At 73.4% G+C, this 15,886-nt stretch carries 14 protein-coding genes; 6 read left to right on the plus strand and 8 right to left on the minus strand.

Annotation, left to right across the window (positions count from 1 at the left end):
* Window positions 1-45 precede the first annotated feature (45 nt).
* Window positions 46-468, minus strand: a complete 423-nt coding sequence (locus tag ABEB00_RS02780) for a VOC family protein (protein ID WP_345617185.1) — start codon at window positions 466-468, stop codon at window positions 46-48.
* Window positions 469-639: 171 nt separating this feature from the next.
* Here ABEB00_RS02780 and ABEB00_RS02785 point away from each other — a divergent pair, with 171 nt between their 5' ends.
* A complete protein-coding gene (locus ABEB00_RS02785) occupies window positions 640-1,716 on the plus strand; it encodes a helix-turn-helix transcriptional regulator (protein WP_345617186.1) in 1,077 nt (358 codons plus the stop codon).
* Window positions 1,717-1,866: 150 nt separating this feature from the next.
* Here the strand turns inward: ABEB00_RS02785 and ABEB00_RS02795 are convergent, their stop codons facing one another.
* From ABEB00_RS02795 to ABEB00_RS02815, 5 genes are all read right to left on the minus strand, one after another.
* On the minus strand, window positions 1,867-3,138 hold the full coding sequence (locus ABEB00_RS02795; protein ID WP_345617189.1) for an ArgE/DapE family deacylase: 1,272 nt from the start codon (window positions 3,136-3,138) through the stop codon (window positions 1,867-1,869).
* A 220-nt stretch (window positions 3,139-3,358) separates the two neighbouring features.
* Entirely contained in the window at window positions 3,359-4,855 is a 1,497-nt protein-coding gene (locus ABEB00_RS02800; protein WP_345617190.1) for a HAMP domain-containing sensor histidine kinase, read from the minus strand.
* Between the two features lies 1 nt (window position 4,856).
* Window positions 4,857-5,618: a response regulator transcription factor gene (locus tag ABEB00_RS02805; protein WP_345617191.1), complete on the minus strand. Its 762-nt coding sequence runs from the start codon at window positions 5,616-5,618 to the stop codon at window positions 4,857-4,859.
* Window positions 5,619-5,796: 178 nt separating this feature from the next.
* The gene (locus ABEB00_RS02810; RefSeq protein ID WP_345617192.1) at window positions 5,797-6,423 is read right to left on the minus strand and encodes an FMN reductase; all 627 of its coding nucleotides are present in this window, start codon (window positions 6,421-6,423) and stop codon (window positions 5,797-5,799) included.
* Window positions 6,420-7,535, minus strand: a complete 1,116-nt coding sequence (locus ABEB00_RS02815) for an LLM class flavin-dependent oxidoreductase (protein ID WP_345617193.1) — start codon at window positions 7,533-7,535, stop codon at window positions 6,420-6,422. Before ABEB00_RS02815 ends, ABEB00_RS02810 begins: the two co-directional genes overlap by 4 nt.
* 244 nt (window positions 7,536-7,779) lie before the next feature.
* On the opposite strand from ABEB00_RS02815, the gene ABEB00_RS02820 reads away from it, so the two are divergent.
* Window positions 7,780-8,115 carry a YnfA family protein gene (locus tag ABEB00_RS02820; protein ID WP_345617194.1) on the plus strand — a complete coding sequence of 112 codons (336 nt, stop codon included), beginning with the start codon at window positions 7,780-7,782 and terminating at the stop codon, window positions 8,113-8,115.
* A gap of 126 nt (window positions 8,116-8,241) precedes the next feature.
* Complete coding sequence (locus ABEB00_RS02825) at window positions 8,242-9,015, plus strand: SDR family NAD(P)-dependent oxidoreductase (protein WP_345617195.1); 774 nt, start codon at window positions 8,242-8,244, stop codon at window positions 9,013-9,015.
* 88 nt (window positions 9,016-9,103) lie between these two features.
* Here ABEB00_RS02825 and ABEB00_RS02830 read toward each other — a convergent pair whose 3' ends face one another.
* A complete protein-coding gene (locus ABEB00_RS02830) occupies window positions 9,104-10,297 on the minus strand; it encodes an RtcB family protein (protein ID WP_345617197.1) in 1,194 nt (397 codons plus the stop codon).
* A gap of 203 nt (window positions 10,298-10,500) precedes the next feature.
* Here ABEB00_RS02830 and ABEB00_RS02835 point away from each other — a divergent pair, with 203 nt between their 5' ends.
* From ABEB00_RS02835 to ABEB00_RS02845, 3 genes are all read left to right on the plus strand, one after another.
* Window positions 10,501-11,376, plus strand: coding sequence for a DUF3558 domain-containing protein (locus ABEB00_RS02835; protein ID WP_345617198.1), 876 nt, complete (start codon window positions 10,501-10,503; stop codon window positions 11,374-11,376).
* A gap of 132 nt (window positions 11,377-11,508) precedes the next feature.
* Entirely contained in the window at window positions 11,509-12,417 is a 909-nt protein-coding gene (locus ABEB00_RS02840; protein ID WP_345617199.1) for a DUF3558 family protein, read from the plus strand.
* 149 nt (window positions 12,418-12,566) lie between these two features.
* Entirely contained in the window at window positions 12,567-13,949 is a 1,383-nt protein-coding gene (locus ABEB00_RS02845) for a DUF2637 domain-containing protein (protein ID WP_345617200.1), read from the plus strand.
* Window positions 13,950-14,054: 105 nt separating this feature from the next.
* Here the strand turns inward: ABEB00_RS02845 and lysS are convergent, their stop codons facing one another.
* Window positions 14,055-15,797 carry a lysine--tRNA ligase gene (lysS, locus tag ABEB00_RS02850; RefSeq protein ID WP_345617202.1) on the minus strand — a complete coding sequence of 581 codons (1,743 nt, stop codon included), beginning with the start codon at window positions 15,795-15,797 and terminating at the stop codon, window positions 14,055-14,057.
* Between the last annotated feature and the right edge of the window lie 89 nt (window positions 15,798-15,886).

Genomic DNA, 15,886 nt, shown 5'->3' on the forward strand with positions numbered 1-15,886 from the left:
TGCCGCAACGCGGGAATCCGGACGCCCGGCCCGCCGGGGCGGGGGTCAGCCGTGGTACGGGGCGGCCACGTCCAGGACCCAGGTCACGCCGAAGCGGTCGGTGAGCATGCCGTACAGCGGGGCCCACTGCGAGGGGGCCAGGGGATGCACCACCGTCGACCCCTGCGCCAGTTTCTGCCAGAGGGCGCTGATCTCGTCCGTGTCGTCGCCGCGTACGGAGACGTAGAACGGGTTGCTGCCCTGGTCCCAGGGCTGGGAGGAGGGCACGTCGTAGGCCATGACGTGGAAGCCGTTTTCGCCGGTCACCTCGCCCCACACCACCCGGTCCGCCTCCTCCTCGACGCGCACCTCGCCCACGTCCTGGTACGTGACGGCGGTGACGCGGCCACCGAAGACGGACCGGTAGTGGTCCAGCGCTGCCCGCGCGTCGCCCCGGAAGTTCAGGTGGGTGGTGGTCGTGACGGACATGTCGTTCTCCGTAAGTAATGAGGTGGGCCGGGAGGGCCGGGACAGCCAGGCCCCCGCGGCGCCGCGGCTGCCGGGGCCGGGGCCTGTGCGCCCTCTCCGGCGGGTTGTGGTGACCACCTTTCCAGCGGTGGCGGACAGGTTGTGTCCTGTACCGCGGGCACACTGGCGGGCATGCAGAAGACGTCCTCAAGGCTGCTGACGCTGCTCTCGCTGCTCCAGACGCCCCGCGACTGGTCCGGCGACGACCTCGCCGGGCGGCTCGGCATCACCGCGCGCACGGTACGGCGCGACATCGGCCGCCTGCGGGAACTGGGCTATCCGATCCGCGCGCTCAAGGGACCCTCGGGCGGCTACCGCCTGGCCGCCGGCTCGCGCCTGCCCCCGCTGCTGTTCGACGACGGCCAGGCCGTCGCCCTCGCCCTCGCCCTGCGGGCCGCGGCCGCCGATCCCGCCCTCGGCGAGGACGCCGCGCGGGCCCTGGCCACCGTCCGCCAGGTCCTGCCGCCCCGGCTGCGTCAGCGCGTCGACATGCTGCGGATCACCGCCGTCCCGCCACCCGGGACCGCCCCGGCCGCCCCTTCCTCTTCCGCCCCGGCCGCCCCTTCCTCCCCAGCCGCCCCGGTCGGCACGCGGCTCCTCGCCGAGCTGGGTCGCGTCGTCCGCGCCCGCGAGGAACTGCGCTTCGACTACTGCGGCCCTGACACCGACGGCCCCGCCGGGCCGCCCCGCCGCACCCAGCCCCACCACCTGCTCACCTGGCACGGCCGCTGGTACGTGATCGCCTGGGACCTCGACCGTGCCGACTGGCGCACCTTCCGCGTCGACCGCATGCGGCCCCGCGTCCCCACCGGCCGGCGCTTCACGCCGCGCGCGCTCCCGGGCCGCGACGTGGCCGCGTTCGTCACCGGCCGGTTCCGCGGCACGGACGGCACCGGCACCGACTGGCCCTGCCGCGGCGAAGTCGTCCTCGGCCTCCCCGGGCGAGCCGTCGCCCCCTTCGCGCCGGACGGTGTCGTCGAGGAACTCGGCCCCGACCGCTGCCGCCTCACCCTCGGCTCCTGGTCGTGGACCGGCCTCGCCGCCGCCCTCGGCCGCTTCGACACCGACATCCAGGTCATCGGGCCACCGGAACTGGCCGACGCCTTCACCATGCTCGCCGCGCGCTACGCGAAGGCCGGGGCCGGGGGCGGGACCGGGGCCGGGGGCGGGGGCGGGACCAGGCCAGGCCCACCGCGCCGTCGCCGGTGACGGTGACGGTGACGGCCCGGCAGTACGCGCAGGTGTCGTCGTAGTGGAAGAACGGGGCCAGCACTTCGTCACCGCGCCGCAGGGCGCGCACCTCGGAACCGGTCTTCTCGACCACACCGAGGAACTCGGGCGCCTCCCCCGGCACCGGCGTCACCCCGTCCCGACCACCCGCAACGCCCCCACCACCAGCGTCCGCGCCACCGCCACCACCTCCCCCAGCGACACCCGCTCGCGCCCACTGTGCGCGACCTGGATGTCCCCCGGGCCGTACTGCAGCGTGGGAATGCCCGCGGCGGCGTACAGGCGCAGGTCGCTGCCGTACGGGGCGCCGCGTTCGCGCAGCGGGCCGGGGGCGGGGACCGCGTCGGTGTGGGCCGAGCGCAGCAGGCCGGGCAGCGGATGGCCGGCGGCGAGGCCGCCGGCCGCGAACTGGCCGCCGGGCCAGGTCACCGTGGCCGGGTGGTCCCGCAGCCAGGAGTCGGCGGCGCAGGCCAGCGCCACGCACCGTTCCAGCGCGGTGCGCGCCCGCGCCGGGTCCTCGCCGAGCCGGACGCCGAGCCGGCCCTCGGCGGTCAGCAGGTCCGGCACGCTGCTCGCCCAGTCGCCGGCGCGCAGCCTGCCGACCGACAGGCCGTACGGGACGGGGTACTCGGCCATCAGCGGGGGCGGGTCCGTGTTGCGGGCCCGCTCCAGTTCCGCGAGCGCCCGGTGCAGCGGCAGATACGCGTCGATCGCGCTGACGCCCTGCTCCCGGGTGGCGGCGTGGGCCGCCTTGCCGGGCACGGTGATCCGGAAGGTCAGGGCGCCGGCGTTGGCGGTGACCAGCGTGCCGGCGGTCGGTTCGCCGATGACACAGGCGTCGCCGCCGTGGCCGCGGCGCAGGGTGCCGAAGGCGCCGAGGCCCCCGTCCTCCTCGCCCACGACGAAGTGCGCGGCGATACGGCCGCGCAGGCGCACCCCGGCCGCCCGGATCGCGGCGAGGGCGGCGAGCTGGGCCGCCAGCCCCGCCTTCATGTCGCAGGCGCCGCGCCCGTGGACGACGTCCCCGGTCACCCGGGGCACGAACGGGTCGCCGTCCCAGCCCGCGAGGTCGCCGGGCGGCACGACGTCGACATGTCCCTGGAGTATCAGCGTCGGGCCGTCACCGCCGCCGTCCCCGGTGGTGCCGACCAGGCCCCACGCCTCGTCGCGGGCCGCCTCCGCGCCGGGGAAGTCCGGATCGGCCCGCAGCGCGGGCAGGTCCATGGACCACAGGTCGACGTCGAGGCCGAGCCGTTCCAGCCGGCCCGCCAGCAGGTGCTGCAGCTCGGACTCCGCGGGGCTGCCGGTCACGCTGGGCACCGCGATCAGCTCCAGCAGCGTCCGGGCCAGCTCCGCCTCGTCGACCGCCGCGAGCGCCGCGGCCTCCTCGCCGCTCAGCACGGCGCGGCCTTCGCACCGTCCACGTTCAGCATGGCCTCGTCACTCCGCACGACCCCACCCCTCCCTCTCCACGCCGTCTCCCTCACGGGACGCCGCCCGCCCGCCCGAGGGATGCTGCCCCGCCGGACGGCCGCTCAGCCCGCCACCCCGGCGGACGCTGCCCCGCCGGACGGCCGCTCAGCCCGCCACCCCGGCGGACGCTGCCCCGGCGTACGGCCGCTCAGTCCGCCGCCCCGGCGGGCCCCTGGTCCTCGTCCGGTACCGCCCCGGTGACCGTGAACCCGATCACCGACCCTCCCCCGTCCCGCCGGAAGGCGAACGGCGCCCCCGCGTGCGCCAGTGCCACCTCCCGCACGATGGAGAGGCCGAGGCCCGAGCCGGGGCGGGAGCGGGCGTCGGTGGAGCGGTAGAAGCGGTCGAAGACACGGGTCAGGTCGCCCTCCTCGATGCCGGGGCCCCGGTCGCGGACCTCGATCCGGACCGGGCCCGCGGGCGCCACGATGCCGCCCGAAGCGGGCCGGGGACCGGCGGGGACGGGCCCGGTGACGGCGATCTCGACGGGGGCGACGCCCTCGCGGTCGAACTTGGTGGCGTTCTCGACCAGGTTGGACAGGGCCCGGGTCAGCATGGCCGGCCGGCCGTCGACCGCGGTGTCCCCGCCGCGGACGACGGTGATCTCGCGGCCGGTGCGGCGCCGGGACAGTACCGCCACGTCGTGCGCGAGGGCGGCGACGTCGACCCGCTGCGGCGGCTCGGTGTCCGACTGGCCGGCCGCGAGGTCGACCAGCTCGTTGACCAGGTCGGTCAGCTCCCGGGCCTCCTGCCCGAGGTCGGCGACGAGTTCCTCGCGCGCCGCGGGCGGGAGTTCGTCGATCCGGCGCAGCAGCGAGATGTTGGTCCGCAGCGAGGTCAGCGGGGTGCGCAGCTCGTGGCCCGCGTCCTGGACCAGGCGGCGCTGGTCCTCCTCCGACTGGGCGAGGCGGCCCAGCATCCGGTCGAAGGCCCGGCCGAGGCGGCCCACCTCGTCGTATCCGGTGACCGGCACCTGGATGCCGAGCCGGCGGGTGCGGGCCACGTCCTCGGCGGCCGAGGTCAGGGCCACCAGGCGGCGGGTGATACGCCGGGCCAGCCACCAGCCGAAGAGCCCCGCCGCGGTCACCACCGCGGCCATCAGGACCAGCGACTGCCGCTGCAGGGCGCGCAGCAGATCCTCGGTGTCGCTGAACTCCTGCGCCACCTGCACCGCGCCCCGGCCGCCGCCCAGGGAGACGGTCGCGACGCGGTAGACGTCGTCGCCGACGTCGACGTCCTCGTGCTGGACCATCCGCCCGGCCGGACCGGTCCCGGCGGTGCGGCGGTCGGCGCCGGTGACCGGCAGGCGGGGGCTGGAGGCGTCCGAGACCTCACCGCCCGGCCCGAGCACCTGCACGTCCGTACGGGCCGGGCGCACGATGTCGTGACCGGGCGCGGAGGAGGAGAAGTCGGGCGGGCTCATCCGCTGCTGGCGCACCTCGTCCCGCAGATCGCTGACGACCTGGTCGAAGACGGTCTCCTGGTCGACCCGGACCAGCCGGGCGGCGGCGTTGTACGACAGCACGCCGACGAGGACCGTCACCACGGCCGTGACCGTGGCGAAGGAGACCGCGAAAGTGGTCCGCAGGGACGCCAGCCGGGGCCGCCGTACGGCACCGGAGGGGTCCGGCGGACGTCTTCGCACCTCAGCTCTCCCGCAGCACGTAACCCACGCCCCGCACGGTCTGGATCAGCGGCGGCGCGCCCGGCTCGTCGAGCTTGCGGCGCAGGTAGCCGACGTAGACGGCGAGGTTCTTCGAACCGGGGCCGAAGTCGTAGCCCCAGATGCGGTCGTAGATGGTGGCGTGGTCGAGGACGACGCCCGCGTTGCGCACCAGCAGCTCCAGCAGCTCGAACTCGGTGCGGGTCAGCTCCAGCTCGCGGGTTCCGCGCCAGGCGCGGCGGGCCTGCGGGTCCATGCGCAGCCCGGCGGCCGCGAGGGGGCGTTCGGCGCGCTCGGCCGGGGCGGGGGCCCCGGCGCCCTCGGCGGGGGCGGGCGGGTTCGGCTCGGCCGGGCCGGTCGTCCGGCGCAGCAGCGCCCGCAGCCGGGCGAAGACCTCCTCGACGTCGAACGGCTTGACCACGTAGTCGTCGGCGCCCGCGTCCAGACCGGCGATGCGGTCGGCGGTCTCCACGAGCGCCGTCAGCATCAGGATCGGCGTCGGGTCGCCCTCCGCGCGCAGTTCCCGGCAGACCTGGAGTCCGTCGACGCCCGGCATCATCACGTCGAGCAGGAGGACGTCGGGCCGGGCGCGGCGGGCCTCGGCCAGGGCGCGGGCACCGTCGGCGACGGCCGTGACCCGGTAGCCCTCCAGCGTGAGGGCCCGTTCCAGGGCGTTGCGGATGGCGCGGTCGTCCTCGGCGAGCAGCACCGTCTGCGGCCCCGCCGGCGGACCGGCCGGGGGCACCGGCGGAACAGCCGTCTGAACAACGGACCGGGGATCCGGCTGAGGAGCCGCCTGGGGAGCTACCTGGGGAACTGTCTGAGGAACTGCCTGGGGCACGTGTCGCACGCGTCCAGTCTGCCAAGACGGCGCGCGGCGCACCGGGGCGCGGGCCCCGGCGTCCCCGCTTCTCACCGGGCTCTCACCCGGCGGGGCGCAGCGCCGCGAGCCGTTCCTCGAAGGGCACGACCGCCTCGAAGGTGTCGCGCGTGGGCAGCGGGCGGGCGGTGGACAGCCCCGCCATCAGGGCGGCCAGCTCCCCCGCGGCCCGCTCGATACGGCCGTCCAGTCCCTCGGCGCCCCAGTCCTCGGAGGCGGCGTAGACCCCGGTGGGGACGACGACGGCCTTGAGGTAGGCGAAGAGCGGACGGAGCGCGTGGTCGAGGACGAGCGAGTGCCGGGCGGTGCCACCGGTCGCGGCGATCAGCACCGGCTTGCCGGTCAGGGCCTCCGGTTCGTTGACGCTCAGCGCGTCGAAGAACGACTTGAACAGTCCGCTGTACGACGCCGAGAACACCGGCGTGACGACGATCAGGCCGTCCGCCCGGGCCACCGCGCCGAACGCCTCGGCCAGCTTCTCTTCGGGGAACCCGCTGGTGAAGGTGTGCGCGATCTCGACCGCGAGGTCGCGCAGCTCGATCACCTGGACATCGGCCCGCTGCGGCTCGGGGGCGGTGGCCGCCGGAGCGGCGACCGCGGCCAGGCGGTCGCCGAGCAGCCGGGTGGAGGACGGGACACTCAGCCCCGCCGAGACGACGACGAGCTTCACGCGTCCGCTCCTTCCTTGCGCTGTGCCTTCGCGGCGCCGTCGGCGGCCTTGGCCAGCAGCGACGCGTGGTTCGGGGCGTCCGGCACGCCGGCCGGGCGGTTCTTGGCGAACTCCTTGCGCAGCACCGGCACGACCTCCTCGCCGAGCAGGTCGAGCTGCTCCAGGACGGTCTTCAGCGGCAGCCCGGCGTGGTCCATCAGGAAGAGCTGGCGCTGGTAGTCGCCGGCGTACTCGCGGAAGGCGAGCGTCTTCTCGATGACCTGCTGCGGGGAGCCGACGGTCAGCGGGGTCTGCTCGGTGAACTCCTCCAGCGTCGGCCCGTGCCCGTAGACCGGGGCGACGTCGAAGTACGGGCGGAACTCGCGGACCGCGTCCTGGGAGTTCTTCCGCATGAACACCTGGCCGCCGAGGCCGACGATGGCCTGTTCCGGGGTGCCGTGCCCGTAGTGGGCGTAGCGGTTGCGGTACAGCTCGATCATCTGCTTGGTGTGGTCGGCCGGCCAGAAGATGTTGTTGTGGAAGAAGCCGTCGCCGTAGTACGCGGCCTGCTCGGCGATCTCGGGCGAGCGGATCGAGCCGTGCCAGACGAACGGCGCGACGCCGTCCAGCGGGCGGGGCGTGGAGGTGAAGCCCTGCAGCGGCGTGCGGAACTTGCCCTTCCAGTTCACCACGTCCTCGCGCCACAGTCGGTGCACCAGGGCGTAGTTCTCGATCGCCAGGTTGATGCCCTCGCGGATGTCCTTGCCGAACCAGGGGTAGACCGGGCCGGTGTTGCCGCGGCCCATCATCACGTCCACCCGGCCGTCGGCCAGGTGCTGGAGCATCGCGAAGTCCTCGGCGATCTTCACCGGGTCGTTCGTCGTGATCAGCGTGGTCGAGGTGGAGAGGATCAGCCGCTCGGTGCGGGCCGCGATGTAGCCGAGCATCGTGGTCGGCGACGAGGGCACGAACGGCGGGTTGTGGTGCTCACCGGTCGCGAACACGTCGAGGCCGACCTCTTCGGCCTTCAGCGCGATGGCGACCATGGCCTTGATGCGTTCCCGCTCGGTCGGCGTACGGCCCGTGGTCGGGTCCGGCGTGACGTCGCCGACGGTGAAGATCCCGAACTGCATGGTCGCTCATCCTCCAAGTTGTTGACCGTTCAACTATAACCCTGAACGAGTGCGCCGGGGAAGTTATTCCAGCGGGGCGGCTCATCGCCCCCCAGGATGACCGGCCGCCACCGGGGCGGCATGCCCCACAAAGCCCGGGGCCTTGCCTCAGGACGCACGGGAGCCCGGGAGCGGGCGGGGCCGGCCGCAAGCCCGGGAGCGGGCGAGCCGTCGGTCCCGGTGCCGCCCGTGCGAAGCTCCCCGCATGCTCATCCTCCGGTCCGCCGCCCTGTTCGCCGTCGCCGCCCTGTTCGAGATCGGCGGCGCCTGGCTGGTCTGGCAGGGCGTGCGCGAGAACCGCGGCTGGCTCTGGGCGACCGGCGGTGTCCTCGCGCTCGGCGCGTACGGCTTCGTCGCCACCTTCCAGCCCGACGCCCACTTCGGCCGCATCCTCGCCGCGTACGGCGGCGTCTTCGTGGCCGGTTCGATCCTGTGGGGCATGGCCGCGGACGGCTACCGCCCCGACCGCTGGGACCTCACGGGCGCGCTGGTCTGCCTGACCGGGATGGCACTGATCATGTACGCGCCGAGGGGGGACTGAGCCTTGTCCCGCACCCCCGAGGGGGGAGTGAGCCGTGCCCCGCACCCCCGAGGGGGGCTGAGCCGTGCCCCGTCACCGGCCGCCTATCCTGACGGCGGCCCGTCGAACGCCGCCCGAGGAGCACCCATGGCCCGCACCCCGTCCCCCGCGTCCCGTATCGCCGTCATCACGGGAGCGAGCAGCGGCATCGGCGCCGCCACCGCCCGGCAGCTCGCCGCCGCCGGTTACCGCGTCGTGCTGACGGCCCGCCGCAAGGACCGCATCGAGGCGCTGGCCGAGGAGATCACCGAGGCGGGCCACAAGGCGACCGCGTACCCCCTCGACGTGACCGACCGGACGGCCGTCGACGAGTTCGCGGGCGCCTTCAAGACCATCGGCGTCCTGGTGAACAACGCGGGCGGCGCGCTCGGTGCCGACCCGGTGGCCACCGGCGACCCCGAGGACTGGCGCCGCATGTACGAGACCAACGTCCTCGGCACCCTCAACCTCACCCAGGCCCTCCTGCCCAAGCTGGAGGCGAGCGGCGACGGCACGGTCGTGATCGTCTCCTCCACGGCGGGCCACGCCACCTACGAGGGCGGCGCGGGCTATGTCGCCGCCAAGCACGCCGAGCACGTCCTCGCCGAGACCCTGCGCCTGGAGATCGTCGGCCGCCCGGTCCGCGTCATCGAGATCGCCCCCGGCATGGTGAAGACCGAGGAGTTCGCGCTGACCCGCTTCGGCGGCGACCAGGAGCGGGCGGCCAAGGTCTACGACGGTGTCGCCGAGCCCCTCTCGGCCGACGACGTCGCCGACACCATCACCTGGACGGTCACCCGCCCCGCGCACGTCAACATCGACCTCCTGGTCGTCCGCCCGCGCGCCCAGGCGTCGAACACGAAGGTGCACCGAGAGGCGTGACCCGCCGCACCACCGCGCCCCCGTGCCGTCAGCCCCTCCCTCGCTCCCCCTCGGCCCTCCCTCACCCCCTCAGCCCTCCGGCCCTCCCTCAGCCCTTCACACAGACGACCTGCTTGATCCGCGCCACGACCTCCACCAGATCCCGCTGCTGGTCGATGACCCGCTCGATCGGCTTGTAGGCACCGGGGATCTCGTCCACGACCCCGGAGTCCTTGCGGCACTCCACGCCCTGGGTCTGCTGCTCCAGGTCCGCCGTGGTGAACCGGCGCTTGGCCGCGCTGCGGCTCATCCGCCGGCCGGCGCCGTGCGAGGCGGAGTTGAAGGACTTGTCGTTGCCGAGACCCTTCACGATGTACGAACCCGTGCCCATGGAGCCCGGGATGATCCCGTACTCGCCCGAGCCCGCCCGGATCGCGCCCTTGCGCGTCACGAGCAGGTCCATCCCCTCGTACCGCTCCTCGGCCACGTAGTTGTGGTGGCAGGAGATCTCCGGCTCGAAGACCGGCTTCGCCTTCCTGAACTCCTTGCGGACCACGTCCTTCAGGAGCGCCATCATGATCGACCGGTTGAACTTCGCGTACTCCTGGGCCCAGAACAGGTCGTTGCGGTACGCCGCCATCTGCGGGGTGTCCGAGACGAAGACGGCGAGGTCGCGGTCGATCAGGCCCTGGTTGTGCGGAAGTTCCCGGGCGACGCCGATGTGGTGCTCGGCGAGTTCCTTGCCGATGTTCCGGGACCCGGAGTGCAGCATCAGCCAAACCGAACCGGTCGTATCCGTGCACACTTCGACGAAGTGGTTGCCTCCGCCGAGCGTTCCCATCTGCTTCGCGGCCCGCTCCTGACGGAACTTGACGGCCTCCGCGACCCCGTCGAACCGGCCCCAGAAGCGGTCCCAGCCGCCGGACGCGAACCCGTGCATCCGCCCCGGCTCGACGGCGCTGTCGTGCATGCCCCGCCCCACCGGGATCGCCTCCTCGATCTTCGACCGCAGCCGGGAGAGGTCGCCTGGCAGGTCGTTCGCCGTCAGGGACGTCCTCACCGCCGACATCCCGCAGCCGATGTCCACGCCCACCGCCGCCGGGCACACCGCCCCGCGCATGGCGATGACGGATCCCACGGTCGCGCCCTTGCCGTAGTGCACGTCCGGCATCACCGCCAGACCCTCGATCCACGGCAGCGTCGCGACGTTCCGGAGCTGCTGCATCGCGCCGCCCTCGACCGTCGCGGGGTCCGCCCACATCCGGATCGGCACCTTCGCGCCCGGCACTTCCACGTACGACATATCGTCCTCATTCCCCCGGAAACCAACAGAAGCCCATAAGCGCGAAAACCGGCGCCTGGATCAACGAAAAGGACATCGGACCGGCGTGCGCGGCAGCGCGTGCGATACACATTGTCTCCAGGTGACGCCCCCGTGCGGCAAGCGAATAACCAGCGGGGACACTGGAGGACCGACCCATCGCCACCGTCGAGAGGAGCCTGACCGTGCAGCGGAAGGCATACGTATCCGGCGCCGCCGCCCTCCTCGCGGTGGTGCTGGCCGGCTGCACCGGCGGTTCGGGCGACGGTGGTTCGACGGACGACGCCAACCCGGGCGACACCGGCGCCACCTCGGCCGCCGCCCAGCCCGGCCGGTACCGCACGCTCCCGGAGCCCTGCCGCGCGGTCGGCGACGACTCGCTCGACGCGCTGCTGCCCGGCATCCGCGAGATCACGGACGAGGAGCAGCGCGAGAAGGCGTACGCGGGCGAGGCGACGCTGACCTACGACACCGACCGCAAGGTCGGCTGCCGCTGGAAGGTCGACTCGGCGACCGCCACCGACCACCTGACCGTCGACTTCGAGCGGGTGGTGTCGTACGACAACGCGGTCAGCGACGACAGCCAGGCCGAGGAACTGTTCGCCACCAAGCGGGACGCGGCGGACCTCCCGGAACCGGTCGTGTCCGAGACCCGGTCCGCCGAGGAGCCGTCGGACACCGCCACGGCCTCCGCCTCCGTCTCCGGGTCCCCCAGCGGTTCCGCGTCCGGCTCGGCCGGCCCGCCCGGCGGATCACCCTCCGCCCCGGCCTCCTCGGACGCCTCGGCCTCCTCGGAGACCTCGGAGACCTCCCCCGCCGAGCTACAGCCGCGCCTCCTCGACGGGCTGGGCGACGAGGCGTTCGTGGACGACGAGCTGAACAGCTCCTCCTCGACCGCCGAGCGGCGCACGGTGACTGTGGCGTTCCGCACGTCCAACGTCATCGTGACCCTTGAGTACATGGAGCAGCCGGCCACGGTCGGGGTCGTCCCCGACAGCGAGGAAATGCAGGACAGGGCGCGGAAACTGGCCGCCCGACTGGCCGATTCGCTGGGCGGCTGAGGCCCGTTCGGCACCTCGCGCGCGCGGTGGTGAAGCTCTCGAAGCGGGACCGCACGGTTTGCCCACCGCGTAGCGTGGCCCCCCGGAAACGTTCCGGACACCGGAACACACGAGCGTCTGAGTGAAGGAACCATGCAGCGACGAGTCCAGCGAGACCAGCAGGAACAGCGAGCGACCCGCCTCCACCGCGTCCTTGTCTGCGCGGCGGCCGTGCCCGTGATGCTGATCGCCGCCGGCTGCTCCTCCGACTCCGGCTCCGACGGCGGCAGCGGCGACGGCGGCGGCGACGGCAAGAGCGCCGGCAGCGCGTCCGCCTCGGCCTCCGCGAGCCCGTCCCCGACAGTGCGGCCGGCGGCGTACGGCAAGCTGCCGGAGCCCTGCGAGGTGCTGTCGAAGAAGACGCTGGGCGATCTGGTGCCCAAGGCCAAGTCCGGCAAGGAGGGTTCCTCCTCCGACACCGCGACCCGGGGCAACTGCTCCTGGGACAGCCTGGACAACAACGGCGTCAAGGGCTCGCAGTTCCGCTGGCTGAACGTCTCGATGCTGCGGTTCGAGTCCGACGCCGGCCGCGGCGCGGGCGACGCCCGGGCGCGCGAGCACTATCTGAAGCAGCTTCAGGACGCCGAGGCCACCGACGGCGCGAAGAGCCCGAAGACCGACCCGGTCACCGGGACCGGCGACGAGGCGGCGGTCGTGCGCTACGAACTGAAGAAGAAGGAAGGCACCTTCAAGCAGCAGACGGTCGTGGCCCGGGTCGAGAACGTGGTCGTCACCCTCGACTACAACGGCGCCGGCCTGGCGGGCGACAAGTCCCCCTCCGCCGACGACCTGGTGAAGGACGCCAAGCGGGCGGCCAAGGAGGCGGTGGCCTCGGTCTCGGCGGCCAACGGCGAAGGCGCCGCGTCGAGCACCTCCCCCTCGCCCTCCGAGAGCGCCACCGAAAGCCCCTCGAAGAGCGCCTCGAAGAGCCCCTCGAAGAGCGCCGCCAAGAGCGCCGCGAAGAGCACCTCCGAGCGCGCCTCGGCGTCGGCCAGGAGCTGACGGACACCCGACGGTCGACCGCCGCGCGACCCCCGGTCGACCCCCGGAAAAACCTGCGCAGGGGCCTGCATCCCGACCGGCCACCCGTCCCCCCGCACACATGTGCCACCCTGTAGCGCGCAACAACAGGCACTGGGAGGGGAGTACGGGTGGCCGCGCCACTAGAGCTGACCCGGACGCATCGCGTTCTCATCGGCATGGTCGTCTTCGGTGCCGTCATCATCGCGGGCATCGGATTCGCGGGTTCGTACGCGGCGGTCCGTGAACTGGCCCTCCAGAAGGGCTTCGGGAACTTCAGTTACGTCTTCCCGATAGGCATCGACGCGGGCATCTGCGTACTGCTCGCCCTGGACCTGCTGCTGACCTGGATCCGCATCCCGTTCCCGCTGCTGCGCCAGACGGCGTGGCTGCTGACCGCGGCGACGATCGCGTTCAACGGCGCGGCGGCCTGGCCGGACCCGCTGGGCGTCGGTATGCACGGCGTGATCCCGATCCTGTTCGTGGTCTCCGTCGAGGCCGCCCGGCACGCCACCGGCCGGATCGCCGACATCACCGCCGACAAGCACATGGAGGGCGTCCGCCTCACCCGCTGGCTGCTCTCCCCGCTCCCCACCTTCCTGCTCTGGCGCCGGATGAAGCTGTGGGAGCTGCGCTCCTACGAACAGGTGATCAAGCTGGAGCAGGAGCGCCTGGTCTACCAGGCCCGGCTCCGCTCCCGCTTCGGCCGCGCCTGGCGCCGCAAGGCCCCGGTCGAGTCCCTGATGCCGCTGCGCCTGGCCCGCTACGGCGTGCCCCTCGCCCAGACCGCCCCCTCCGGCCTCGCCGCCGCGGGCATCGAACCGGCCCTGCTGCCGCCCGCCCCGCAGACCCCCCTGCCGGAGCAGCCGGAACCCCGGCAGCCGGTACGACGGCCGGCCCCCGCCGCCGGGCAGCGCCCCGAACTGCCGGCCACGCCGGGCCCCGAGCAGCCGCACAGCGCACCCGCGGCCCCCACGGCCCCCGTGGGACCCACCGGCCCCGCAGGCCCCGTACGCCCCGACCGCCTTGAGGGACCCGACGGCGACGACGGCCCGGACGGCCCCGTCGGCGACGAGAGTCCGTGGTTCAAGCACCCGCGGCAGGTCGAGTACCAGGGCGGCTACGACCCGACGTACGACCCGGCCGAGCAGTACGCCCAGTGGTACGAGGAGCAGCAGCAGGCGGACGAGTACCGGGAGCAGTACGAGGAGGAGCCGCCGGCCGTCGAGCCCTCCCCGGAGGAGACGGGCAGCTTCCCCATCCCGGTGACGGCGAACCGCACCCGCGAACTGGGCGACGGCGGCGGCATACCGGCCGCGGAGCCGGACGAGGAGGACTACTACCAGGTCTTCCGGAAGCCGATCCCGAACAGCGGCTACCCGACCCCGCGCGAGTTCGGCGAGAACGTCGAGGCCGAGTTCGGCGTCGGCATCCCCCCGGAGGAGGCCAAGCGCATGGTCAACCGCTTCACCAACCGCTACAACGCGGAGCTGGAGGAAGACCACATCGCCTAAGGGCTGTCCCGCGATTCGCGGCGGGCGGGCGACGACAAGGCGGACAAGCGGCAGGGGGCGCCCGGTGGATACCGGGCGCCCCCTGCCGTCGTACGGCCGGGCGGGTTACCGCCCGAGCAGGACCCGCACGCGCTCCTGCCCCACCGCGAGCAGCAGGGTGGGCAGGCGCGGGCCGGTGTCCCGGCCGACCAGCAGGTGGTAGAGGAGCGCGAAGAAGGACCGCTGGGCGGTCTTGATCTCCGGCGGCAGCTCCTTGGCCGTGGCGTCGGCGGAGAACCCGGCCTGGACCTTGGGCACGCCGTAGACGAGGTGGGTGAGCCCGTCCAGCGACCAGTGGTCGGCCAGCCCCTCCACGAGCAGCGCCAGCGAGGCGCGGCCCCGCTCGTCGAGGGAGTTCAGCAGCTCGGCGTCGGGCTCCTGGCGCACGATGGTCCGCTGGTCGGCGGGGACCTGCGTGTTGATCCACGCCTCGGCCCGGTCGAACCGCGGGCGGGCCTCGTCCAGCGAGGTCAGCGGGTGCGCGGGGTCCAGCTCGCTGAGGATGCGCAGCGCCTGGTCGGTGTGGCCGGCGGTGATGTCGGCGACCGAGGCCAGCGTCCGGTACGGCAGCGGCCTCGGCGTGCGCGGCAGGTCCCCGGCGGCGGTGCGCACCGCCCGGGAGTGCCCGGCGACGTCGGCGGGCAGCGCCGAGCCGTCGGCCACCTTGGCGTCCAGCCGGTCCCACTCGTCGTACAGCCGCTGGATCTCCTGGTCGAAGGCGATCTTGAAGGACTGGTTGGGGCGGCGGCGGGCGTACAGCCAGCGCAGGAGCTGCGGCTCCATGATCCGCAGGGCGTCGGACGGGGTGGGCACCCCGCCCTTGGAGGAGGACATCTTGGCCATGCCGCTGATGCCGACGAAGGCGTACATCGGGCCGATGGGCTGCTCGCCGCCGAAGATGCCGACGATCTGCCCGCCGACCTGGAACGACGAACCCGGCGAGGAGTGGTCGACACCGCTGGGCTCGAAGATCACGCCCTCGTAGGCCCAGCGCATCGGCCAGTCGACCTTCCAGACCAGCTTGCCGCGGTTGAACTCGCTCAGCCGCACCGTCTCGGAGAAGCCGCACTCCGCGCAGGTGTAGGTGAGTTCGGTGGTGTCGTCGTCGTAGCCGGTGACGGTCGTCAGGTCCTTGGCGCAGTTGCCGCAGTACGGCTTGTACGGGAAGTAACCGGCGGAGCCGGAGCCGCCGTCGTCCTCGGCGGCCGCGCCGGAGCCCTCGGCGGCCTCCAGTTCGGCCTCGTCCACCGGCTTCTGGCCCTGCTTGGCCGCGGCCTTGGGCTTGGTGCGGTACTGGGCGAGGATCGCGTCGATGTCACCGCGGTGCCGCATGGCGTGCAGGATCTGCTCGCGGTAGACACCGGAGGTGTACTGCGCGGTCTGGCTGATGCCGTCGAACTCCACGCCCAGCTCGCCGAGGGCCTCGACCATCGCGGCCTTGAAGTGCTCGGCCCAGTTCGGGTGCGCGGAGCCCTTCGGGGCGGGGACCGAGGTGAGCGGCTTGCCGATGTGCTCGGCCCAGCTCTCGTCGACGCCCGCGACCCCGGCCGGCACCTTGCGGTAGCGGTCGTAGTCGTCCCAGGAGATCAGGTGCCGCACCTCGTGGCCGCGGCGCCGGATCTCGTCGGCGACCAGGTGCGGGGTCATGACCTCGCGCAGGTTGCCGAGGTGGACGGGGCCCGACGGCGACAGGCCGGAGGCGACGACCACGCGTTTGCCAGGGGCCCGGCGCTCCGACGCCTCGATGACCTCATCGGCGAAACGGGAGACCCAGTCGGTGGTCTCGGTGCTCTGGGCCACGATCGGCACGTCCTTCTTCCTGCCCGGGGGGCACCCTGCGCATCGGGGTGTCCCCCCATTCTCACAGACCGCCCCACGACGACGAAAACCGCTTTACC

It is taken from the genome of Streptomyces ziwulingensis, from assembly GCF_039542605.1.
GTDB lineage: Bacteria > Actinomycetota > Actinomycetes > Streptomycetales > Streptomycetaceae > Streptomyces > Streptomyces ziwulingensis.